The sequence below is a fragment of the Gemella sp. zg-1178 genome (assembly GCF_018790995.1).
GTDB lineage: Bacteria > Bacillota > Bacilli > Staphylococcales > Gemellaceae > Gemelliphila.
On record NZ_JAHKEI010000011.1, the window covers coordinates 1 to 24,246 of the forward strand.

General features: G+C 33.0%; 20 protein-coding genes. 10 read left to right on the plus strand and 10 right to left on the minus strand.

What is annotated here, in order from left to right:
• From KMP12_RS04365 to KMP12_RS04375, 3 genes are all read right to left on the minus strand, one after another.
• Positions 1 to 3,022: DUF1542 domain-containing protein (locus KMP12_RS04365; protein ID WP_215756526.1), on the minus strand; the 3,022-nt coding region annotated here is incomplete at its 3' end.
• A gap of 324 nt (positions 3,023 to 3,346) precedes the next feature.
• Positions 3,347 to 4,696 (minus strand): 23S rRNA (uracil(1939)-C(5))-methyltransferase RlmD, encoded by a 1,350-nt coding sequence (gene rlmD, locus KMP12_RS04370; protein ID WP_215756527.1) that lies wholly within the window; start codon positions 4,694 to 4,696, stop codon positions 3,347 to 3,349.
• Positions 4,697 to 4,792: 96 nt separating this feature from the next.
• Positions 4,793 to 4,948 (minus strand): SE1561 family protein, encoded by a 156-nt coding sequence (locus KMP12_RS04375; protein ID WP_215756528.1) that lies wholly within the window; start codon positions 4,946 to 4,948, stop codon positions 4,793 to 4,795.
• Positions 4,949 to 5,071: 123 nt separating this feature from the next.
• Between KMP12_RS04375 and cls the strand changes: the two genes are divergently transcribed.
• Together cls and KMP12_RS04385 are read left to right on the plus strand one after the other, a co-directional pair.
• Complete coding sequence (gene cls / locus KMP12_RS04380) at positions 5,072 to 6,586, plus strand: cardiolipin synthase (protein ID WP_215756529.1); 1,515 nt, start codon at positions 5,072 to 5,074, stop codon at positions 6,584 to 6,586.
• Between the two features lie 70 nt (positions 6,587 to 6,656).
• On the plus strand, positions 6,657 to 7,607 hold the full coding sequence (locus tag KMP12_RS04385) for a foldase protein PrsA (RefSeq protein ID WP_215756530.1): 951 nt from the start codon (positions 6,657 to 6,659) through the stop codon (positions 7,605 to 7,607).
• Between the two features lie 66 nt (positions 7,608 to 7,673).
• Here the strand turns inward: KMP12_RS04385 and pflA are convergent, their stop codons facing one another.
• From pflA to KMP12_RS04410, 5 genes are all read right to left on the minus strand, one after another.
• A complete protein-coding gene (pflA, locus tag KMP12_RS04390; RefSeq protein WP_215756531.1) occupies positions 7,674 to 8,456 on the minus strand; it encodes a pyruvate formate-lyase-activating protein in 783 nt (260 codons plus the stop codon).
• 140 nt (positions 8,457 to 8,596) lie between these two features.
• Complete coding sequence (pflB, locus tag KMP12_RS04395) at positions 8,597 to 10,843, minus strand: formate C-acetyltransferase (RefSeq protein WP_215756532.1); 2,247 nt, start codon at positions 10,841 to 10,843, stop codon at positions 8,597 to 8,599.
• Positions 10,844 to 11,174: 331 nt separating this feature from the next.
• A complete protein-coding gene (gene mutM / locus KMP12_RS04400) occupies positions 11,175 to 12,029 on the minus strand; it encodes a bifunctional DNA-formamidopyrimidine glycosylase/DNA-(apurinic or apyrimidinic site) lyase (RefSeq protein WP_215756533.1) in 855 nt (284 codons plus the stop codon).
• Positions 12,030 to 12,126: 97 nt separating this feature from the next.
• The gene (gene pepF / locus KMP12_RS04405) at positions 12,127 to 13,935 is read right to left on the minus strand and encodes an oligoendopeptidase F (RefSeq protein WP_215756534.1); all 1,809 of its coding nucleotides are present in this window, start codon (positions 13,933 to 13,935) and stop codon (positions 12,127 to 12,129) included.
• A 153-nt stretch (positions 13,936 to 14,088) separates the two neighbouring features.
• Positions 14,089 to 15,375, minus strand: a complete 1,287-nt coding sequence (locus KMP12_RS04410) for a restriction endonuclease subunit S (RefSeq protein ID WP_215756535.1) — start codon at positions 15,373 to 15,375, stop codon at positions 14,089 to 14,091.
• Between the two features lie 324 nt (positions 15,376 to 15,699).
• Here KMP12_RS04410 and manA point away from each other — a divergent pair, with 324 nt between their 5' ends.
• The 6 genes from manA (at position 15,700) to KMP12_RS04440 (ending at position 20,704) form a co-directional block, all read left to right on the plus strand.
• Positions 15,700 to 16,683, plus strand: coding sequence for a mannose-6-phosphate isomerase, class I (gene manA / locus KMP12_RS04415; protein ID WP_371821664.1), 984 nt, complete (start codon positions 15,700 to 15,702; stop codon positions 16,681 to 16,683).
• A gap of 348 nt (positions 16,684 to 17,031) precedes the next feature.
• On the plus strand, positions 17,032 to 18,018 hold the full coding sequence (locus tag KMP12_RS04420; protein WP_215756571.1) for a mannose/fructose/sorbose PTS transporter subunit IIA: 987 nt from the start codon (positions 17,032 to 17,034) through the stop codon (positions 18,016 to 18,018).
• A 12-nt stretch (positions 18,019 to 18,030) separates the two neighbouring features.
• Positions 18,031 to 18,840, plus strand: a complete 810-nt coding sequence (locus KMP12_RS04425; RefSeq protein ID WP_215756536.1) for a PTS mannose/fructose/sorbose transporter subunit IIC — start codon at positions 18,031 to 18,033, stop codon at positions 18,838 to 18,840.
• 13 nt (positions 18,841 to 18,853) lie between these two features.
• Positions 18,854 to 19,768: a PTS system mannose/fructose/sorbose family transporter subunit IID gene (locus KMP12_RS04430; RefSeq protein ID WP_215756537.1), complete on the plus strand. Its 915-nt coding sequence runs from the start codon at positions 18,854 to 18,856 to the stop codon at positions 19,766 to 19,768.
• A 20-nt stretch (positions 19,769 to 19,788) separates the two neighbouring features.
• The gene (locus KMP12_RS04435; RefSeq protein ID WP_215756538.1) at positions 19,789 to 20,154 is read left to right on the plus strand and encodes a DUF956 family protein; all 366 of its coding nucleotides are present in this window, start codon (positions 19,789 to 19,791) and stop codon (positions 20,152 to 20,154) included.
• Between the two features lie 325 nt (positions 20,155 to 20,479).
• Positions 20,480 to 20,704, plus strand: a complete 225-nt coding sequence (locus KMP12_RS04440) for a hypothetical protein (RefSeq protein WP_215756539.1) — start codon at positions 20,480 to 20,482, stop codon at positions 20,702 to 20,704.
• Positions 20,705 to 20,777: 73 nt separating this feature from the next.
• Here KMP12_RS04440 and ychF read toward each other — a convergent pair whose 3' ends face one another.
• The gene (ychF, locus tag KMP12_RS04445; RefSeq protein WP_215756540.1) at positions 20,778 to 21,878 is read right to left on the minus strand and encodes a redox-regulated ATPase YchF; all 1,101 of its coding nucleotides are present in this window, start codon (positions 21,876 to 21,878) and stop codon (positions 20,778 to 20,780) included.
• 212 nt (positions 21,879 to 22,090) lie between these two features.
• Between ychF and KMP12_RS04450 the strand changes: the two genes are divergently transcribed.
• On the plus strand, positions 22,091 to 23,062 hold the full coding sequence (locus KMP12_RS04450) for a lysylphosphatidylglycerol synthase domain-containing protein (protein WP_215756541.1): 972 nt from the start codon (positions 22,091 to 22,093) through the stop codon (positions 23,060 to 23,062).
• A complete protein-coding gene (locus KMP12_RS04455; RefSeq protein WP_215756542.1) occupies positions 23,059 to 23,661 on the plus strand; it encodes a glycerol-3-phosphate acyltransferase in 603 nt (200 codons plus the stop codon). Before KMP12_RS04450 ends, KMP12_RS04455 begins: the two co-directional genes overlap by 4 nt.
• A gap of 414 nt (positions 23,662 to 24,075) precedes the next feature.
• Here KMP12_RS04455 and KMP12_RS04460 read toward each other — a convergent pair whose 3' ends face one another.
• Positions 24,076 to 24,240 (minus strand): hypothetical protein, encoded by a 165-nt coding sequence (locus KMP12_RS04460; RefSeq protein WP_215756543.1) that lies wholly within the window; start codon positions 24,238 to 24,240, stop codon positions 24,076 to 24,078.
• Positions 24,241 to 24,246: the final 6 nt, after the last annotated feature.

Consider the following 24,246-nt stretch of genomic DNA (forward strand, 5'->3'; position numbering starts at 1 on the left):
CAGTTGCTGCTTGGTCTACTTCGTCTTTGGCTGCTTGCTGCTGTTCTGGGCTTAGGTGGTTATTTTGCTCAATTGCTGCTTTGGCGTTTGATCTGGCTAGTTCTACTTCTTCTATTGCGGCTGCTTTGGCTTTGGCCAGGTCTATTCCTGGTGCTGCTGTTTGTTTTGCTGCGTTTATGCCGTTTGTATCTGCTGCTGCGTTTACTGCTCCCATTGCATCTGCTGTTGCTGCTGCTATGGCTTGTTTAGCTAAGTCTTTGTCTGCAGGATCTACGTGTTGACTGCCATCTATTGCTTTATTTGCTTGCCCTTGTTTGTCTGCTAGGTCTTTTAGGGCGTCTGCCTTGTTTTCTCCTAGGCTTTTAGCTGCGTTTATTTCGTTTGTGTTTGCTGCATTGTTTACTGCATCCATTGCGGCTGCTGTTGCGGCTGCTACTTTTTCTTTTGCTGCTAATTTGTCTTCTGGTCTTAGGTCTGGGTTGTTGTTTATTGCTTCATTGACTTCGTTTTGTTTTTCTGCCAGGGCTTTTATTGCATTTACTTTGTCTGTTCCTGTTGTTTTTGCTGTGTTTAAGTCTGCATCTGTTGTTGCAGCCCCTGCTGCTAGTATGGCTGCATTTGTTGCCGTAGCTACTGCGTCTTTAGCTTTTTGTTTGTCTTGGTCTTCTAGGCCAGCTTTGCCGTCTATTTGACCGTCTGCATTTGTTTGGGCTTGTCCTAGTTCTTGTACTGCTGTGTTTACGCTCTCACCATTAAGTGCATTTTTGGCATTTTCTAATCTTGTTTCCGCCTCATTTACCTCTGTTTGACTCGCATCTGGTTTATCCTTAATTTTTTTAGCATTTTGCAGGGCTTGGTCGAAGGCGTTCCTAAAACTTTCATGTGCTGAAGTGTACTTAGTTTGACTTTTAAGACTATCTCCTTCTGTTACCTTTGTTATTAAGTTGTCCTTATCTGTTACGTCATAAGTAATACTTTTAGTTACGGTATCACTAGTACCGTCTGGAAAGCTATAGGTTACGACTATCCTAGCAGTCTTGTTAGTGCCAGCATTTGCTGTGTCAGGGGCTGTTTGCCAAGCGTAACTTATAGTCGTCCCGTTCATAGAATCTGCTTCGATAGCACTTCTATTGCTAATAAAATCTTCTGGACTACCAAGACTTGCATTTTTTGCTACGGTCTTCTTAGTCGTAGTTGGCAGGGCTTGGGGTAGGACTACCAACAAACCCGGGTCAAGGTCGACATCAGTTATAGTGTCTGAAGTACCAGAAAAATCTGTAGCTGAAGTTCTATATTTTAGACTTCCTTTCAATTCATATTCTTTCTTTTCCGTAATATTATCAGGAACGCTTACTGCAAACTTCAGAGTCTTGGGATTATCATGTGTAAGAGTTCCTTTCGCTACTCCCTTATTCCCAGTAAGAGTCCAAGAATTCCACTCATTATTATTATTTGGACCAGCTTCGGCAAAGCTTAATCCAGAATTATTTGGTGCCGTAACAACCCAACCTTCAAGCCTGGTTGGAGCTTCTTCGGCAAAAGCTTTGACACTTACGCCGTTGAATGTCGCCTTATGTGCCACCCCACCAGAAACAGCATACTTGGTTGTAGGAACATAGTCCGTAGTTACTCCCCCAGGGTTTACAACTCTAAAATTACGTGCTAGCATGGTTGAATACTTATGAGTCCAATCAGCCGCAGAGTAGTCATCCCACATTTTAATACGTATTTTATTAACATTATCAGGTATAGAAACAAATTTTATTTGATTACCACGATTTATTTTTGTATCTTGGACAATTGCATCCTGCTCATTTCCCATGCCGTCCACAGAATATATACTAATATGTACTGGATGTCTCGTATTACTAGAACCAATGACTAAATTTGCTGAGTCGGCTACCTCAAAACCAAAAACAAACTTTGAACCTGGATTTACATCAACATCCTGATAAAATCCCTCATAACCTGCTTCTCGACGGGCATTTTGTTTTTTAAAAGATTCAGCAAATTTTCCAAGAGATAGGTATTTTGTATTGGATTTTACCGATACCCCATCAAAAGCTGACTGCATGTAGTTTTCCATAACAGTTACATAACCATTTTGGGCTATGGGTTTCCAGCCAAATGCATTCCTCTGGTCTTCTGTCAAATCACTAGGCTTAACATCAAGATATTTGACCTGTCCACCTCTTTCGGCATAAGCATTACCAGTTCCTCGACTGGACATAACCAGGTTATTCAGGGATGCAGGGAGATTATCTAAGTTCCCATTAACAAATGAACCCTGATATTCTTTCTTGCTTTTTTCACGGTCTTGAGGAAGAGTAGTCGCATTATTTCTAAACTCATGCCCACGAATATTCGTAACATTATTATTTGGAGCTGGACTAGCCTGCCTTCTACTTCTTTTTAGGGGCTTGTTGGCCTTTTTGTATTCCTGGTAGGCTTCAGATTCTTGCAGGACCTTTTTTTGCTCATCCGATAGGCTGTTTACCAATTCTTGACTAGGTTTTAGGTCTTCAAAGTCTTTAAGAGTTAGCTTTTTTAAGTCTTCAGGCTCCATGTTTTTGAAGTCTTCAATGGTAATGTGCCTCTCTTTTTCTTCTGCTTTTTCCTCTGTTTTTTCTTCTGCTGCTTCTCTATCTTCAGCTTTTTTATTTTCAGTTGCTAAATTGGCTGGGCTTTTTTGCTCAGCTGGTTTCAGACTCTCCTCTTTTCCTAAGTCCTGGTCTCCTGTCTTAGTTTCTGCCCCACTTGGCAGGACGCTTGCTTTTTCCTTGTCTTCTTGTTTGTCCTCTTTCTTATTCTCTTTAGTTGTTGCCTTACCTGCTTTTGGGCTTGTTGGATTTTCTAGACCACTTGCTTCTTGGGCTGGTTGGACACTTGTTAGAGTATCTGGATTTTCCTTTTCACTGGCAAAAACTTGTGGCGTAACTAAGAGGAAAGATCCAAGGAAAATTGAACCTACTCCTATCTTGAATTTACGTATTGAAAACCTGTCTTTTTTCTTGTGATACATTATATCCTCCTATGATTTTTTCAAAATATATGTTTATTTCTTCTAATTATTTATTTTATTTGTTTAAATAGTATAAAAATTTAGTAGTTTTAGATATATTCTACCCCCCCCCCCCGATTTTGTCAAGATTTTCAGCCTAAATTAAAATATTGCTAATGTTTTTAAGTTTCTTTTATTTTATAATTTATTTTAATAGTTCTTGCTTTTTATGTGGTCTTCCTTTAAAAAAATATTCAAAACATTTTTAATTTAAGACTTTCCACTAATAAAAAAGACAAGTAGGCTATTTTAACTTGTCTTTAAAATACATTTTATAAGGGTTTTTTATGTCTTTCTTTTAGTCAATAAGGTTACTACTTCAACACTCGCTGTTTGGGGGAACATATCCACAGGTTGAACTTTTTCCAACTTGTATTTTTTCAGCAATATTTTTAAATCTTTTGCCAGTGTCGATGGATTGCAACTCACATAAACTATACGTTTGGCCTTTGTAGTCAATAAATATTTGGCCAAATTGCCCAGCCCTGCTCTTGGCGGGTCTACAATAGCTACATCAAATTTATGACCTTCTTTTTTTAATTTTGGCAGGACTTTACTAGCATGACCTAAGTAGTAATAACAGTTTTTTAAATTATTTAATTCTGCATTTTCTTTGGCATTTTTTATGGCTTCTTCTACTATATCTATGCCGTAAACTTCCTTGCAATATTTACTCACATACTGTCCTATACTTCCTACACCACAAAAAGCGTCTAAGACCAGTTCATTTTTCTTCAAATCAGCAAATTCTACTACCTTGTCATAAAGATTTTTAGTTTGCAGTGGATTTAATTGGAAGAAAGAATTAGCCGACAGTTTATACTCAATATCTCCTATTTTTTCTGTGATGTGGTCTTGACCGTAAAGAACTATATTTTCTTCTCCCATAAGCAAATGACTTTTTTCATTTCTTATATTCAAAACTATACTTTTAACAATGCGCTCTCTTTTTAATTCCCTTACCAACTTGTCTAAACCAGCAATATTTTCTGTATTGGCAACAAATATTACCTGCATATCCCCCTTGTAAAATGATACTCTTGTTGAAATATATTTTATACCCTCAAAGCGTTTTGAAATTGATACGGGAATTTTGAATTTTGCTATATATTTTTTACAGACTTCTATAATTCTATTACTGTCTTCATGCTGAACTATGCAATCCTTAATATCCACAAGTTCGTTTGTTGCCTCTTTGTATAGACCAGCTACAACTCTTCCATCTTTATTTATGGCGACTGGAAACTGATTTTTATTGCGATAGTGATACTGTTTAGGGCTTGGTAAGACTTGTTTAATTATATTTTCTGGATTTTTTATATTTAGGTATTTATTAAAGGCATCAATAACAATTTCACGCTTAAAGTCTAACTGCTTGGCATAATTTACATGGACTAGGCCGTAGGCTCCACTTTCTAAAAATTCAGGACGCACAGCCTCAAGCCTGTCTGGACTTTTTTCCTTGATACTCAATAATTTTGCCCTAATATATTTTGGAGTCTCCTCCTCAATTTCACAATTAACCACTTCATTTGGCAAGGCTCCTTTTACAAAAGTTATTTTCTTTTTGTAATAGCCGATACCCTCGCCATTAATTCCTATTTTTTTTATTGTTAATAAAATTTTTCTAGCCATGCATTCTCCTTTTTCAAATATAATTTTACAATTATTTACAAATAAAAAGATTCAAAAGTTTAATAAAAAACATTTAGAATCTTCAATTCATCAAAATTATTTTATTGTCTTTATTTCATTGTCCAATTCTTCAACTAATTCTATTAGTCTATCAATTTCTTTTAAATCTAGGTTTTCTGCTTCAATACTTTCTAATTCCCTGGCAAAATTTTCAAATTTATTTTTTAATTCTTCTAAAATATTAGTAGTCATATCTGCTCCTTTGTTTTGCTTAATTACTATTATATTATAAAACTTGCTAAATTTCTATATTTTTTATAAAATTGTAAGTAGCTTAGGCAATTATAGTTTACTTAAGGAAGGGTTGGTAGCATTATGGCATATGTAAATTCACTACATATAAGTTTTGGTGAGTATTTTTCTAACTTCACTAATTTTTTCAGTGGTTTTAACGCCTTAGCATTTTTTTATATCTTAAATATTGCCATTGTATTTGCAATTATATTTTTAGAGTTTGAAAGAGCCACTTCTTCTTGGTCTTGGATTTTAGTTTTATTACTAATCCCCTACTTGGGATTTATTCTATACCTTTTACTGGGGCGTCCAATTTATAGGGAAAAAATATTCCCCTATTCAAAAGAAGAAAAAATTGAATTTCAAAAAAAATTATTTAATCGGAAAGAAGCCTACAAGATTACAAAAGACGACCTTGTAACCTATAATAACAGAAATTTAATAGAACTTAATTACCAATCAGACCAGGCCTTTTTATCAACCAATAATGAAATAAGAATAATTTCAAATGGAAAAGAAAAATTTAAATTATTATTCGAAGATATTGAAAATGCTAAAAAATATATCCACATTCAATACTACATTTTGAAAAAAGATAAGATAGGCAAAGAATTATTTAACCTACTCATAAAAAAATTAAACGAGGGCGTCAAGGTTTATATTCTTTATGACGATATAGGTTCTAGAACCCTAAACAAATACACCCTTAAAAAATTAATAGACGCTGGGGCAAAAACAAAAAGTTTTTTCAAGGCTAATTTCTCCCTAATAAATTTTCGTATGAACTATCGCAACCACAGAAAAATAGTTGTTATTGACGGAAAAGTTGGTTATACTGGGGGCTTTAACGTGGGAGATGAGTATTTGGGACGGGACAAAAAATTTGGCAATTGGCGGGATAGGCATCTTAGAATTGTGGGTCAGGCTGTTTCATCTTTAAATTTAAGATTTATCGATGACTGGAACTCCCAAGTTTTAAAAAATGAAAAACATGAATATCTTAATCTTGATGACTATAAGATTGTTGAGTATGAAAAATTAGACAAGACTGTTGCCATGCAGATAGTTACCAGCGGACCCGATGACCAGCTAGACCAAATTAAGTACGGCTATTTGCACATGATAAATCGGGCAGAAAAATATATTTATATTCAGTCCCCCTACTTTATTCCAGATGAAAGTATGATGGACGCCCTAACCATGGCTATTTTGTCGGGTATAGATGTTAGAATAATGATACCAGAAAAACCCGACCACATGTTCGTTCACTGGGCTAACTATGCCCATGTCGGAAAATTAGCAAAAATTGGTGCTAGGATTTACGAATATGCCGACGGATTTTTACATGCCAAATCAATAATAATTGACGACGAAGTAACCAGTGTGGGCAGCGCCAATTTTGACAACAGAAGTTTTAGATTAAACTTTGAAATTAATAGTTTTATTTTTGACAAGAAAACAACAAAAGAATTTAAAAATTTATTTTTACAAGACATGGAAAAATCAAAACTGCTAACAAAGGAAAAGTATAAAAATCGCAGTATAGCAATTAAAATGAAAGAAGCCATAGCTCAATTAATATCACCCATATTATAACTTTTTATTGTCTTTACTAATGAAATATGTTATATTTAGATGTAGTTAAATTTAGGAGGAAACTTAAAAAATGAAAAACTTAAAAAAGGTAATATTGCCAGTAGCACTATCGGTGTCCCTACTTGGTCTTACTGCTTGTTCAGCTGGTGGTGGAGACACATACGTTACAACAAAAGCTGGTAACGTAAACCAAAAAGATGTAATTGACTATATAGGCGGTCAACAAGTATCTAAGGCCGCTACTAGCCTTGCTACAAAAAAAATATTACTAGAAAAATATAGGGGTAAGCTAGATAAGTCTTATGTAGAGAAAAAAGTAGCCGCTATCCAAGCCCAATACGGTGGCAAAGAAAAATTTGAAGAATACCTAAAACAACAAGGCTACACACTTGACAAATATAAGGAAGAAATAAATTTCAGCCTTGCCCAAGCTTATATGATTAACGACTTCAAAGCCGTAACCGAAGACCAAATAAAAGCTGAATACGAAAAAGAAAAATTACAATACAATATTGCTCACATACTTATTGCTGTAAAAAGCGAAACAGCTCCTAACGGTTTAAGCGATGAAGAAGCAAAAGCAAAAGCTGATGAAATAAAGGCTAAAATAAATGCTGGAGAAGACTTTGCAACACTTGCAAAGGAAAATTCTACAGACACAGCAAGTGCCGCAAAAGGTGGAGAGCTTGGTTGGTCTTCTAAATCTAGCACATCATTCGTAACTGAATTTGCAAATGTTGCCTACTCACTTAAAAAAGGAGAGGTTTCAGATGTAGTTAAAACATCATTCGGTTATCACATTATTAAAGTTCTAGATACAAAAGAATTAACCTACGAGGAAATGAAATCTGAATTAGTTGAAAAACTTGCTGTTGCAACAATTTCAGCAGATTCAAAAGTTTATACGGACGCACTTAAAAAATTATTTGAAGAGTATGACGTAAAAGGAAACACTGAAGACCTTAAAAATTACATCTCAAATATGCTTGCAGGAAAAATCCAACCAAGACAACAACAATAGTAATAAAAAAATAGTTAGTGAAATTTTCACTAACTATTTTTTTATAAAGTAGCTTGCTAAAATATTTTATTTTAAATCATATCTTGCACCCAAAATTTTAATTGCATTCTCTATTCTATCCTGGCTAGGTGGCTCGATGTGGTCTATCTCATATACAATTCCTAGTTCCTTATATTTGTACTTGGCCATATCGTGATAGGGTAATACCTCGACACGTTCTACCCCCTTTAGCGTATCTATATAATCTCTAAGCTTTTGCAAGTCGTCATCAAAGTCTGTCCACTCAGGAACTAGTACGTGCCTTATCCACATTTTTGCCCCATTATCACTTAGAAAATTAGTAAACTGAATAATATTTTTATTGGTTCTCTTGGTTAATCTAGTATGGACTTCATCATCTATATGTTTTAAATCCATTAAAAATAAGTCTGTAAGAGATATGAGTTCTAATATTTTTTTATTCATGGAAGGTGCATTTACATAAAATCCCCCACAGGTATCAACACAAGTATTTATACCTATTGCTTTTAATTCTCTAAATAATTCTAAAATAAAGTCTAATTGTAGTAGAGATTCTCCACCACTTACCGTAACTCCCCCACCTTCACTAGCTTCAAAAAAGGGGCGATACCTAACTATTTTTTTTACTAAGTCCTTTACTGTATATTTAGTAGCCTTGTCATTATGTAATTTCCAAGTGTCGGGATTGTGGCAATATTTACAGCGTAACATGCAGCCTTGAAAAAATATTACAAATCTTATACCAGGGCCGTCAACATTACCAAATGATTCTATGGAATGGACCAGACCTGTTAACTCTTTTACTTCTGTCCTTTCTGTAAGTGTCATAAAATTAGCCTCCTCCTGCATTAATTATATTTTAAATAAGTTTTTACTAAGATAATTAATTGAAATTCACATGTCTAATAAAAATTTATTTAAAAAGGAAGGCTCGATTTAATAGCCTTCCTTAATTTTTCAATAATTAATTAGCGGAATTGGTGCATTGTACGGCTTAATACATCACGTTGTTGTTCTGGTGTTAAGCTGATTAGACGCACTGCATAGCCCGATACACGGATTGTAAAGTTTGGATATTCTTCTGGCGCTTCGATAACTTTAAGCAGGGTTTCCTTGTTAAATACGTTAGTATTTAAGTGATATCCCCCTTGTAAGAAGTAGCCGTCCATCATTGCTACTAGGTTGGTAATTCTGTCTTCGTGATTTTTACCTAGTGAATTTGGTGTAAATGCAGCAGTTAGTGAAATTCCATCACGGCTGTATTCATATGGTAATTTAGCTACTGAGTTTAAGCAAGCTAAGGCTCCAGATTGGTCACGTCCGTTCATTGGGTTAGCTCCTGGTGAGAATGGTTCGCCAGCACGACGTCCGTCAGGAGTGTTACCAGTTTTCTTACCGTAAACTACGTTTGAAGTAATTGTTAAAATTGAAGTTGTAGTTTCATTTGCACGGTAAACTGGATGTTTTTTAAGTTTTGTCATGAATTCTTTTAATAATTCAACTGCGATTGTATCTACACGGTCATCGTCGTTACCAAATGTAGGGAAGTCCCCTTCAACTTTGTAGTCTACGGCTAAGCCTGTTTCTTCGTCTACGATTGGTGTAACCTTAGCATATTTAATAGCTGATAATGAGTCGACTGCTACTGAGAAGCCAGCGATACCAGTTGCCATAAATCTTCTTACATCTGTATCGTGTAGGGCCATTTCTAATGATTCGTAAGAATATTTATCGTGCATGTAGTGGATAACGTTTAATGTATTGATATATAGTTTACATAACCACTCCATAAAGACATCGAATTTTTCCATAACTTCTTCGTATTTAAGTTCACCACGGATTGGTTCAGTTTTTGGACCAACCTGTGCTCCAGAGATTTCATCACGTCCACCGTTGATAGTGTATAGTAAGGCTTTTGCTAAGTTAGCACGGGCTCCGAAGAATTGCATATCTTTACCAGTAGTCATACCAGATACACAGCAAGCTATTGACTTATCACAAGTCTGTAAGAAGTCTGCTAATAATTCATCACTTTCGTATTGGATGGCACTGTGGTTGATTGATGATTCGGCACAGAATTCTTTAAATCCACGAGGTAATTTTGTTGACCAAAGAATTGTTAAGTTGGGCTCTGGTGAGTTACCCATGTTGTCTAGTGTGTGGATAAAACGGAAGTCTGTTTTTGTTACTAGTGATTTTTCTTTATCTAGCATTTCACCAACGATTAAAGTTGCCCAGATTGGGTCTCCAGAGAATAGTTGGTTGTAGTCGGGTGTACGAGCGAATTTAACGCAACGTAATTTCAAGACTAAGTGGTCGATTAATTCTTGGGCTTCGTCTTCTGTAAGAGTACCGTCTTGTAGGTCTCTTTCAATGTAGATGTCTAAGAAGGTAGCAATGTTACCGATTGACATGGCAGCACCATTTTGTTGTTTGATTGCTGCTAGGTAACCGAAGTATAACCATTGAACTGCTTCACGAGCATCTTTAGCTGGTTCGGAAATATCAAATCCGTAGATTTTAGCCATTTCTTTTAATTGACCCAAGGCTCTGATTTGTTCGTTTACTTCTTCACGGTCACGGATAATGTGTTCAGTCATAATTCCGTCTGCACCGATAGATGCTAAATCAGCTTTTTTAAATTCGATTAATTTATCTACACCGTATAGGGCAACACGGCGGTAGTCGCCAATTATACGACCGCGTCCGTAAGCGTCTGGCAAGCCAGTGATAACACCCGATTTACGAACTGCTCTCATTTCTGGAGTGTAAGCATCGAATACCCCTTGGTTATGAGTTTTACGGTAGTCGGTAAAGATTTTTATTACCTCTTCATCAACTTCGTATCCGTAAGCCTTGCAAGAAGCAACAGCCATATTAATACCACCGAAAGTCATAAGAGCACGTTTGAGTGGTTTGTCTGTTTGTAGACCCACTATTTTTTCACGGTCCTTATCGATGTAGCCTACTCCGTGAGAAAGAATTGTTGATGGAATAGATGTATCCATATCAAGAGTTCCGCCTGCAAGGCGTTCTTGTTTCATTAATTCGTTGAACTTTTCTACTAATACCTTAGTATTTTCTGTCGGTCCAGCTAAGAAAGAAGAATCTCCACGATATTCTGTGTAGTTAGATTTAATGAAATCTACTAAGTTTACTTCTGTTTCCCAAAGACCACCAAGAAAAGCTTTTTTAGTTTGTGTTGTTGTTGACATTGTTTTGTCACACTCCTTTATTTTTTATTTTGCACTTTAAGTGTACATCAAACAAGTACACATTTCAATAACTAGCAAAAGAGAAATGTGAATTTTTTGTGAACTAATAATCTATAACAACTAAGACAAAAAAGCTGATATATATATGTAATTCCCTCTTTTCTATTAATTAAATCTATGAAAAAACTTGTAAAGGGGTTGTAAAATTTGGGAAAAGGTATTTTAGCAAGCCTTCTAAGGACTGGTTCCTATTTTATTATCTGTTACTTTAGCTGTTATATTTTTAATTGCTTTACTATTATTTTTTATACAGTAAAATAGTTTTTTATCATTATTTTTGACAAATTGGACAAAAATATGTCGACCTAGTTTTAATGCTTATGTTTTCTGTCCCATGACCCATGGGACAAACTTTTTTTCCGTATATCTGTAAAAAGTTCTGCATATTTCCTTTAGCTCCGTCAGTATGGACATAATCAGATACGGTGCTTCCCCCCTGACTAATACTAAATTTTAATATATGAACTAGACTATTAAATAAGCTTATTTTTTCATCTAAGTTCAAATCTTTTGCTAACTTCTCAGGATTTATTCTTTCTTTGTAAAGAACTTCACAGGCATAAATATTGCCGCAACCACAAAATACACTTCCTTGTAGCAATAAGGCCTTTATTTTTTGTTCCCTATATCTCTTACTATCTAATTTTTCTAAAAAATATTCTAGGGCCTTTTTATGAAAAGGTTCTGGTGCTAAACTAACAAATGGTTTAAAAGAAGATATGTCTTCTAGATACCTAACTTCTCCGAAACGTCGAATATCACTAAAGACCATTTTTTCACCGCTATTGAAATAAAATATTATATGTCTGTGCTTGTAATAATTTTTATTTGTAATTTCTGATAAATCATTTACTAGAAAATAAGCTCCCGTCATCCCAAAGTGTGTAAGCATATATCCCTTATTTAAAGTAAAATAAATATATTTTCCCCTACGCTCTAAATTTAGAATTTCCTTTCCCCTTATTTTTTCTTTAAAATATTCTAATTCATCTTTTACTATTGCTTTTTTCCCCTGCTCATGAGAAATTTTTACAAGATCAGAAAATTCTATATCTATTATTTTTTTATTTACAACGTTTGGTTTTAATCCTATTTTTATATTTTCAACTTCTGGCAATTCTGGCATAATTTTTTTCTCCTGTTTTTATAAAATTATAGCATAAAAAGAATAATAAAATAATTCTCAAGTAAAAAAGAGCTACAAAATTTTGTAGCTCTTTTTTTTATTTTTCAAAATAAATTTTTTCAAATTCATCAATTTTTTTAGCAAAATCTTTAATTGCTCTTTGAATAGGTTCTGGCTTAGACATATCTACTCCAGCATTTTTTAATACTTCTATTGGGTAGTTAGAATTTCCTTTTGATAAAAATTCTTCAATATATCGGGCTGCATTTTTATTATCTTCTAAGATTAGACTAGACAGGGCTTGGGCTGCCGAAAAACCAGTTGCATATTGGTAAACGTAGTAGTTATAGTAGAAATGTGGTACTCTTGACCATTCGTATTGAATTTCATCGTCATATTCAAAGGCGTCGCCGTGATATTTTTTAACTAGGGCTAGGTAGTTTTCATTTAATAATTCTGCTGTTAATACTCCTCCCTCTTGTAAAGTCTTATTCATAAAATGTTCAAACTCTGCAAACATTACTTGTCTGTAAAGTGTTCCTACATAGTTAGATAGTTCTTGATTTAAAACTGCCAACATGGCATCACGATTACCTTCATTTTTGAATTTTTTGTATAGGTAGTCTGACAAGAGGGCTTCGTTGCAAGTAGATGCAACTTCGGCTACGAATATAGAATAACTTCCATAAGTTTGGGGCTGGTGTTTTCTTGTGTAGTAGGAGTGCATTGAATGCCCCAACTCATGAATTAGGGTATAGACATAGTTTAATGTGTCGTCATAGTTTAATAAAATATAGGGTCTTGTAGCATAGCCTCCAGATGAGTAAGCGCCTGAACGTTTGCCCTTGTTAGGTCTTATATCAATCCAACGTTCATCGAATGCTTTTTTCATATCATTTACATAGTTTTCACCCATAGGTTTGACTGCTTCTAAAACTATATTTTTTGCCTCTTCAAATGTGAAAACTGGAGGTTCTCCCTCTATCATGGATACCGACCTGTCATATAGCCTAAAGTCTTCTGTTTTGGCAACTTTTTTCTGCAATCTGTGGTACTTGTGCAAGACTTCTAAACTATCATTTACACTTGCCACTAAGTTGTCATAAACTTCTTCTGGTATGTGGTTATTTGACAGGGCTGCATGGCGTGTTGACTTGTAATTGTGGGTATCTGCATAATACTTATTAGCTTTCAAGGTACCAGACAAGGTAGAGGCTAAGGTGTTGATATGGGCTTTATAGAATTTATACATTGCCCTAAATGAATTTTCACGCAAGACTCTGTCTTTACTTTCCATAAATTTGCCGTAAGTTCCAAAATTCAGGGGTAAAACTTTACCGTCTTTGTCTTCAACACTTCCAAAATCTACGTCCGTATTATTTAAGGCTGAAAAAGTTTCTGGCGAAGCTGACAAGGCACTTCCTGCCATAGAGATAATTCTTTCTAATTCCTTGTCTAGAGTGTGGGGTCTTTTTTTATTTAATTTTTCCAAAGTGAATTTATAAAGTTCTAGTTCTCCTAATTCATCTACATAAGAATTTAATCTTTCTTCTGCAACTTCCATTATTTCTGGACTTAAAAATGACCACTCTGTATCTGTTCTCACATACAAGTCATAAGTTTTGGCATACATTTCCTTATAAACTGGATTTGTAGTATCCTGGTCGTGTTTTAAGTGGGCATAAATAAATAGGGTTTGAATACGCAGGCTATAGGCTTCATTTTCTTTTAAAACTGCTAATAAATCTGCCGCACTATTTTTTAATTTATTTTGATTGTTTTTTATATTTACTAAAGCCTCTTCCGCTTCTTTAAAGACTTGCCAAAAATCTTCGTCTGTGGCATAGATATTTGTTAAGTCCCATGTTTCTTCTAATTTAATATCTTTTCTAAGTAGTTCAGACATATATTCCTCCTAAAATTAAAATTTCTCTAATTATAACAAAAAAAACTTAAAAATAGTATAATAATTATTTAGTGTGTTTTTTCTTATTTTTTAATTTTAAAATTTTCAAGTTTATACTTCTTTTTACATTTCTAAAATTCTTTTTATTTTTCTTTAGTCCCTCCTATATTCCTCTGGTATTTCTATTTCTCTTACATCCATTTTACCTGTAACTACATCAGATATTAGGCTTTTTTTTAGCTCCTCAAGGTAGGTTATTTGGGTTTCAGTACATCTTTTCATATCAATTAGCTTATCTTGTATTCCATCTAATTTTGATACTATGTTTTCTTGTATTGATAAGTCAGGAAATACTACAGATGTTTGTTTTAAAATCTGTTGAGTTATACTATATACTTTAATTCCATTTACTGCTTTTCTTATTTGTGTTCTCCATAAATCGCTTTCTAATTGATAAGCTAAAAATCTGCTATTGAATTTTATTTTTGGTTTACATACAATAGTATGATATCCTGCATATACTTCACTATCTAAGCATTCTAAAAAAGTGAAATTCCCACTTCCTATTAAATCTTCTGATGTATCCGCAAAAATGAAATCCCCCTTAGAAAGATTCGCAAATTCTGTTATAGTTATTCCTTCTACATTGGAAAGACCTTTTAACAATTTATCTTTAGAACTAAAAGAAAACTTTAATTTGCCATGTATCTCCCCATAATTAATACATCTATATCCGTATTCTCCTAAGTTCTCTTTAGTTATTCCTAAACCCTTACCAAAACTAAAAATATATTTTAATCGTTTTTTTTCACCACTAATATTATCAAATATATTATTTAATATTTTTCTATATAACTCCCCCAACCTCTCAACTTTCCTCTTCTCCAACCCCACCAACCTATCAATCTCCCCTATTTTCCAATCAAGAAAGTTAGCTATTTGGTTTTGTTCAGATAGGGGGGGGATAGGTAAAAGTATTTCTTTAAAAATATCAAATGTAAAATTAGTAGATCTTTCTCTAATTCCTCTATAAAGAGACTTTATATAACCCGTATAAGCCATATATCTGAGTAAATACTTATAATAATAGTTATTTAAATCTACTTTTGCTGTACATACAATATATACAGGAGTAGATTTTCCATCAGAATCCGAAACACCTATAGCTCCAGCAAATGCGTCCATTACATGTATTACTAAGTCCCCTTTTTTTATTCTTTGATATCCATATTCGTTTATTGCTTCAGTATAACCTTCTAATCTTCTGTTTTTCCTTAATGTAACAATGCCATCTCTAAAACAAGTTATTATTTCATCGTTTTTTTTTACAGCTCTCTTTTCCCTGTTAAAAAGATGTTTGGCTTTTTTTAATTCCCAATGTTCTGGCACTTCCTTTAACCAGGGTAAATCTACCCTCTTATATTTTTTATATATTTTCATTATTTCTTAATTCCTTGGTTCTTACTTTATTTCATCAAATTTAATTTTTTCTACTAGGGCTAAGTATAATATAGCACATGGATTTATTATTTAAAAGTATTTTAACACTAGCTAATTTAGAGATTTTTGTGTTAAATAGATAAATATTGTAATTAATTTAAGCTCATACTCTCTATAATACTTTAGTAGAAACTACTAAATATGGCTAGTAATTATTTTCTTTTGTCATTTTAAGATAAAAATACTTTTGAAAAAAGCTTGAGAATGATATAATTACTTGGGTAAAGATGAGGAAGGGCTATTACAAAAAATTATTAGAAAAAGGTGGAGGTCTTTATGGTAGATAATAAGGAAGTAATTTTTTTAAAGCCTGTCTTACAGGAAAAAATATGGGGTGGTAATAAATTAGAAACAGAGTTTGGTCTGCACTTGCCTAGTCAAAAAATAGGAGAATCATGGAGCATTAGCACCCATCCGAAGGGCGTGTCAATAATTAGCTACCCAAAAATGTTTGAAGGTATGGGATTGGATAAATTTTATCAAACATATCCAGATTATTTTGGTGGTAAGGTAGAGGAGCCTTTCCCCCTGCTTACAAAAATTTTAGATGCTAGTGATGACTTATCTGTGCAAGTCCACCCCGACGATGTTTATGGCTTGAAACATGAGGGAGAATTAGGAAAAACAGAATGCTGGTATGTGATTTCAGCAGAAGAAGGATCCAAAATCATTTATGGCCATAAAGCTAAGACACAAGAAGAGTTTAAAGAAAAAGTTGAAAAACAAGAATGGAAGGATTTATTTATTGAAACACCTGTTCAAGCTGGTGATTTTTTTGATGTGCCTCATGGTACCATTCACGCAATTGGAAAAGGTATTGTGATATTAGAAACACAGCAAAATTCAGATACAACCTATCGTGTATATGACTATGACAGGCTGGATGAACAGGGGCGTAAAAGGGATTTACATATTCAACAAGCCTTAGATGTAACACGATTTCCACATCAATATCCTGTTTTGAAAGACACTAGACAGGATATAGAAGATGGTTATGTCCACCATTATTTGAGCAATGATTATTTTAGTCTTTGGAAGTGGCAAGTAGCTGGACAAATGTCCATTTGCTTAGACCAGGGCTATTATTTGGTAACTGTAATAAAAGGAGCAGGAAAAATGAGAATAAATAAGAGAGAGTATCAGCTCTCTTTAGCTCATTCATTTATTTTACCATTTGGCACACAAAAAATTATATTGACTGGAGATTTAGAACTAATTGCATCCAAACCAAATAGGCGAGTAGGTTAAAACTACTTGCTTTTTTGCTATAAATACATAGATATATTTAAAAATGGCAGATTGAGGCTAAAAGGAATTTTTACTAGATAAAGATTTTTTGAAAATAGAATTTGAGAAAAAATGACAAAAGCTTGATTTAATAGAATTTTAATATATCAACTTTGCAGAAAATAAAAACAAGCATTTTCTGAATCCATTTTTATAGTGATTTTATACCGCCCTCTTATTTTTATCTCATCTTTTAGCATTTTAGAAGATCAAATTTCTAAAAAAGCATTTACATTTATATTTTTTTTTGATATTATAAATATAGAAATTATTTATGATTTCAGAAGAAAAATTAAAGGAGGTATTTTGATGGTAGGTATTATTATTGCAAGCCATGGGGATTTTGCATTAGGAATAAAAAAATCTGCGGCAATGATTTTTGGTGAACAAGAAAAAGTCGAAGCAGTTACATTTATGCCCAACGAGGGTCCTGAAGATTTAAAGAGAAAACTTCATAAAGCAATTGCTAAATTTGGTACTGAAGAGGTATTATTTTTAGTGGATTTATGGGGTGGTAGTCCATTTAATCAGGCAAATATTTTGCTTGAAGAATCCCCAGAAACAAGGGCGATTATTTCAGGCATAAATTTACCCATGTTGATCGAAATTTATGCAAGTCGTATTACAATGACAAAAGCCCATGATATTGCTAAAGCGATTCTTTTAAAATCTCAAGAATCTGTAAAAGTAACACCTGAAAAACTACAACCAGTTGTTGAACAACAAATAGTAGCACAAAAAGAAGAAGGTCTAGGATCTATTCCTGAAGGAACGGTGCTAGGTGATGGAAATATTAAATTTGTCCTTGCTCGTGTCGATACACGTTTATTACATGGACAAGTTGCAACAACATGGACAAAAACAACGAACCCTGATCGTATTATTGTTGTCTCTGATAAGGTATCCCAAGATGAGTTACGCAAAAAGCTGATTGAACAAGCTACTCCTCCGGGTGTAAAATCACATGTTATTCCATTGAAAAAATTAGTAGAAGTTACAAAAGATACACGTTTTGGTGATACAAAGGCATTATTATTATTTGAAAATCCACAAGATGTGCTAGAGGTTGTTGAACAAGGTGTTAATATTAAAGAATTAAACATTGGGTCTATGGCACACTCTGTTGGAAAAGTGCTTATTAGTAGTTCCTTATCAGTTGATCAGGAAGATGTCAACACCTATAAAAAATTAGCTGATTTAGGGGTTAAATTTGATGTTAGAAAAGTCCCAGCAGATAAACAAGCAGATTTATTTAAATTGATTTCTGATAAAGCATCTGAAGGCTTATCATTATAATAGGAGGAATTTATGGATTTTAATTTAATTTCAATAATTTTAGTACTCGTTGTAGCTTTTTTAGCGGGTATGGAAGGTATTTTAGACCAATTTCAATTTCATCAACCGATTATTGCATGTTCATTAGTTGGATTAGCAACGGGACATTTAATTGAATGTATTATTTTGGGTGGAGCATTACAACTTATTGCATTGGGATGGTCTAATATTGGTGCCGCTATTGCACCAGACGCGGCCTTTGCTTCTGTTGCTTCAGCAATTATTTATGTAAAAGCAGGTGTTTTTGATTTAGCAGGACGCCAAGTAGCGATTGCTTCGGCGATTACATTAGCAACAGTTGGACTGGTGCTAACAATGGTGATGAGAACTGTTTCTGTTGGGCTTGTTCATCAAGCGGATAAGGCTGCAAGAAATGGTGATTTTAGAGGCGTAACAATGTGGCATTTGGTTGCCTTAGCAGGTCAAGGATTACGTGTAATGGTACCGTCAGGATTATTACTGTTTGTACCTTCTGAAACAGTAAAAAATATATTAGGTTCACTACCTGCATGGTTTACTGAAGGTATGGCAATCGGTGGAGGATTTGTTGTAGCCGTAGGTTATGCAATGGTTATCCACTTAATGGCAACAAAAGAAGTATGGCCATTCTTCTTCCTAGGATTTGCATTAGCACCGTTAAACGAATTAACTTTGATTGCAACAGGTATTATCGGTTTAGCACTAGCTGTTATCTACTTGAATTTATCTAAAAAGGGTGGAAATGGCTCAGGTGGCTCACAAGCTTCTGGTGATCCTTTAGGCGATATTTTGAATGATTATTAAGAGGGGTAAGAGTATGACAGAAAATAAAGTAATATTAACAAAAAAAGATCGTCGTAGTGTTATGCTTCGTTCACAACTTTTACAAGGTTCTTGGAACTATGAACGTATGCAAAATGGTGGTTGGGCCTATGCTTTAATCCCTGCCTTGAAAAAATTATATACCTCAAAAGAAGAACGTTCAGCAGCTTTAGAACGACACTTAGAATTTTTCAATACACATCCATATATTGCAGCTCCAATTTTAGGGGTAACATTAGCACTAGAAGAAGAACGTGCAAATGGTGCAAATATTAATGATTCTGCTATTCAAGGGGTTAAAGTCGGTATGATGGGACCTTTAGCAGGTATTGGGGACCCAGTATTCTGGTTTACGGTACGTCCAATTTTAGGTGCGATTGCAGCATCATTGGCCATTGGTGGTTCTATTATTGCTCCATTATTCTTCTTTGTTGTATGGAATGTTATTCGTGTATCATTCTTATGGTATACACAAGAATTTGGATATAAGCAAGGTTCAGAAATCACAAAAGATTTATCTGGTGGCTTATTGCAAACTATTACAAAAGGAGCATCTATTTTAGGGATGTTTGTTATGGGGATTTTAGTACAACGTTGGACGTCTATTAACTTCCCAACGGTAATATCAAAAGTAACATTATCTGAAGGAGCATATGTGAATTTCCCAGAAGGTAACGTTTCTAGTGAGCAATTACAACGAATTTTAGGAGAAGTGGCAAGTGGAAAAGCAATTTCTCCAGAAAAAGTAACAACATTACAAGATAACTTGAATCAGTTAGTTCCAGGTTTTGCAGCCTTATTATTAACTTTCTTATGTATGTGGTTATTGAAGAAAAAAGTAAACCCAATTATTATCATCTTCGGATTATTTATTGTGGGTATCTTAGGACATTTAGTAGGTATTTTATAGGACTGAAGGGATAATATGAAATGGTGGCATCACAAAATACAAAAGTAGATTTTAAAACAAAAGCAAATTCTTTTCACAGTGGCATTACAGCTAAAAATGGTTCCATTTTAATTGGTGATAAAGCAATTGAGTTTTATTATGAAAAAAATCCGAATGATTTTGTGCAAATTCCGTGGCAAGAAATTGATAAGGTAAGAGCTCAACTTTACTTCAATAATCGTTATATTCGCGGTTTTTTCGTTGACACTAAGAAAAATGGTAGTTTTAACTTTGTCGTCAAAGATGCTGGTAAAGCATTAAAAATTATGCGTGAATATTTAGGTAATGATAAAATCGTCAAAAATGTACCATTTCTTTCTTTAAAATCCTTATTTAAAAGAAAATAATAATTTCTATAAAGTTGTATGATTTTATAGAAAGTTGAGACTGTTGACAAATTAAAGTGTCAACAGTCTTTTTTTATCAGGCCTTAAGTAGTAGGGCTTAGCCAGGTGTAGAGGAGTCATGGCAGGCTAATAATTAGATTACAATATCTGATACGATAAGACACTTAAAAGAGCTATAATAGATAAAAGAAAAAGGGGCTAGAAAACTATGCATATAAAGAAAATCACCCAAAGGGCCAACGAGAATCTATTGAAAAAAACTTTTTAACTAGCCTCATAAAATTATCTCTAAAAGCAGTAAAGAAAGTAGGACTAATCCAGAAAGTTGTCATTAGAATGGTTTCATAAAAAAAAAGAATTTATAGACTTAGCCCAGACTTACGTGGATGGTAAACACAATTTTATTGTAAGCTTATTTATTAGACCCAGCAGAAATGTAGACGATAGTCTGCCTTATGTGTCCTTATTAGACTATATTGTGGACAAATTTAATTTTGATGTTAATTGTGTTGCCTTAGATAGGGGCTATTATTATAAAAAGAAATTTTAAAATTTTAAGAATATATTTTTTAGTGATTTTTCTAGTAAATATTACAGAAAAAATCTTTTTAACTAATAAATTTTTAAACATTAAATCTAAATAACATTATGTCTCCGTCTTTTACTTCGTATTCTTTTCCTTCAAGGCGAACTTTACCAGCTTCTTTTGCTTTTACCATAGAACCGTATTCTAGTAAATCATCATAGCTTACAGTTTCAGCACGGATAAAGCCTCTCTCAAAGTCTGAGTGAATAATTCCTGCACATTCTGGAGCTAGCATTCCTTTTTTAAAAGTCCAAGCTCGAACTTCTTGTACTCCAGCTGTAAAATAAGTTGCTAGCCCTAATAAAGAATAACTGGCTTTTATTAGTTTATCAAGTCCACTTTCTTCAATGCCTAATTCTTCTAAAAACATTGTCTTTTCTTCATCTTCTAAAGATGCAATTTCTTCTTCTATTTTTGCACAAATAACGATAACTTGGCTAGCCTCACCAGCGGCAAATTCTTTTACAGATTTTACAAATTTATTGTTATCAATATCTAGTAGGTCATCTTCACCCACATTAGCAACATAAAGCATAGGTTTTAATGTTAGTAAATGTAAATTTTTTGCTATTTTTTCTTCTTCCTTATCAAATTCTAATAATCTAGCTGGTTTTTCTTCTTTTAAAATATCTCTTACCTTACTTAATACTTCAAATTCTAGCAGAGCATCTTTGTCTTTTTGTTTAGCCATTTTTTCTACACGGCCGATACGTTTTTCAACACTCTCAAGATCAGCTAAAATTAATTCTAAATTTATTACTTCTATATCGTATATGGGGTCTACGCCACCTGCAACGTGACTTATATTTTCATCTTCAAAACAACGAACAACTTGACAAATTGCATCAACTTCTCTTATGTGGCTAAGAAACTTATTTCCTAGTCCCTCTCCCTTTGATGCTCCCTTAACTATTCCTGCAATATCAGTAAATTCAAATGAAGTTGGTACAGTTTTTTTTGGTGTAACAAGTTCTGTTAATTTTGTTAGTCTGTGGTCGGGTACTTCTACAATTCCTACATTGGGGTCGATTGTTGCAAAAGGATAGTTGGCGGCCAATGCTCCTGCCTTTGTAATTGCGTTAAATAGTGTCGATTTTCCTACATTTGGTAAACCTACAATTCCTGCTGTTAATGCCATTAATTTGTTTCTCCTAAAATTTTATTTTTAATTTTTTTATTATAAATTATGTCTAGTCCAAAGTCAAATAAATCTAGTGTTTATAATATTTAGTGTGAATTTAAAAATTTAAGTTTGCTAGGTTACTTTTTTGTTACAAAAATTATGAAAGATTGAAAAAAAGAGTAATAAATGTTATCATAATAAGGAAATTTAATTATAAGGAATATTTAATGGAAACTAATAAAAAAAATAAATATTCCAATATTCTAAAAGCGTGTATTCAAATACTTGTAGGTTCAATTATTTTTTATATGATATATTCCTACTTCAAAAAAGAAATTATTTCCCTAGATTTAGAAAAAGTAAAAAGTCTAATATTGGATTTGGGAGAGGTAAAATTTTTAATAATTATTCTTCTAGGAACATTTGGAATGGCAATACTATCCCTGTATGATTTTTTTGTATTACGTGCAATAGCAATGCACAAAAATTTATCGACTCTAAGAATCTTTAAAATTAGTTTTATGACTAATTCCCTAAATATGATTTTAGGTTTTGGCGGTTTTATTGGAGCGGGTTTACGCTATTATATGTATAAGCCCTATTCAAAGGATAATAAAAAATTAGTAGTAGCTATAGGCATGATAATTATATCTATGTTGTCAGGTATAAGTTTATTATCCATCTTAGTAATTTTAGGTTTTTTACCAGGTGAAGATTTGTATTCAAAAAATATTAGTCTCTATTATTTTTTAATAAGCATGTCATTATTCTTACCTATCTATCTATTTATAAATTTAAGAAAACCTAAAATAAAAACAGATAAATTTTTATCTATTAAACTTGCTATTATTTCTTTTTTTGAATGGATATATGCAGCTTTCTTAGTTTTACTAATTCTCTACACATTCGAGGAGGATTTTGTACTTGACAAGGAACTTAGAATTATTGGAATAATAGTTATTGCATCAATCGCAGGTCTTATAACCATGATACCAGGTGGGGTTGGAACTTTTGATATTTTAGTTTTAGTAGGTTTAGCACGCTTAGGTTTCAGTTACGAAATAGTAGCCGCATCGATACTTATTTACAGACTGTCTTATTATGTTATACCATTTCTGCTAGGATTTTTACTTTTATTAACAGAAATTTTTACAGCATTTAAGAAAAAATTCTTTAACACTAAGGAGGGGATTTTATGATAATTAATATAATATATTTTATCTTTGCCTATTTACTGGGAAATGTTCTGGGTGGAAAAATAATTTCTATTTTATATAAAGAAGACTTTTCACAATATGGTTCTGGTAATATAGGAGCAAGAAATGCAGGTCGCATACTTGGCCCAAAAGCATTTTTATTTGTCGCAACAGTAGATATATTTAAAGGTTTTTTAATAGTTATTATGTTAAAACTTTTCAATGCAGAAGCAAAAATTATAGCAATCTGTATCTTGCTTGTAGTCTTGGGTCATATTAAGCCAATAGCCTTCGGTTTAAAAGGAGGTAAGGGGGTTGCAACATTTGTTGGAACACTCTTAGCCCTGTCGCCAAATTTAGTATTCGTATTAATTCTAGGATTCCTGCTAATATCATTTATAACAAGAAGTACAACAATAGGTTTTTATAGTACCCTGCCAAGTTTAATATATATCCACTACTTAGATTTTAGGTCACTAACGGCAAGTGCAGTACTAGCCCTAGTACTTGCTCTGCTTTTCTTTGTAGCAAGAGAAGATATTAAAAAAGCATTCAAAAAATACTTTGCACCAGTTAGAAAACGACCAGTAAAAAGAACATAAAAACTCTCCAAAATTTTGAAGAGTTTTTTTTAATTTCAGCAACTTAGGAAAAATATAAAATAATTAAATTTAAAAATTTTTAATATTTTAGAAATAATTTTTTAAATTTTATTTCTTGAAGATTATAAAAATATAAATTTTATGAAGCTAGACTTAATTATAAAAAATAAAATTTTTCACCCTATTACAAGAAATCTAAATTATTATTTTAACTGCTTAATAATTTTAATATTATAAATATCAAACTTTAGTTTTATTTTAAATTATAAATCTTAAATAAAATATTAAAATTTACCCTTAAAGTAGATATTAAATTTTAATATTAAAACATTTCACCGTCAATTGTTTCTGCATCTCCATTAAAAAATATGCAGGAATTTTTATCGCCTCTGGATTGTCAGAATTTTCTATTTCTTACCTGTAAACTTTCTTTACAGTCTGATAAGTATTGTCTACCATAAAAGCATAATCATATATATAAAAAACATATTCATTAATATCTTTTGTCTTATCTTCAAAAAATTTTTCTATTGCCCCAACCTTGCTACTATATAATAATTCTAATTCCTCTTTATTCATTTTAAT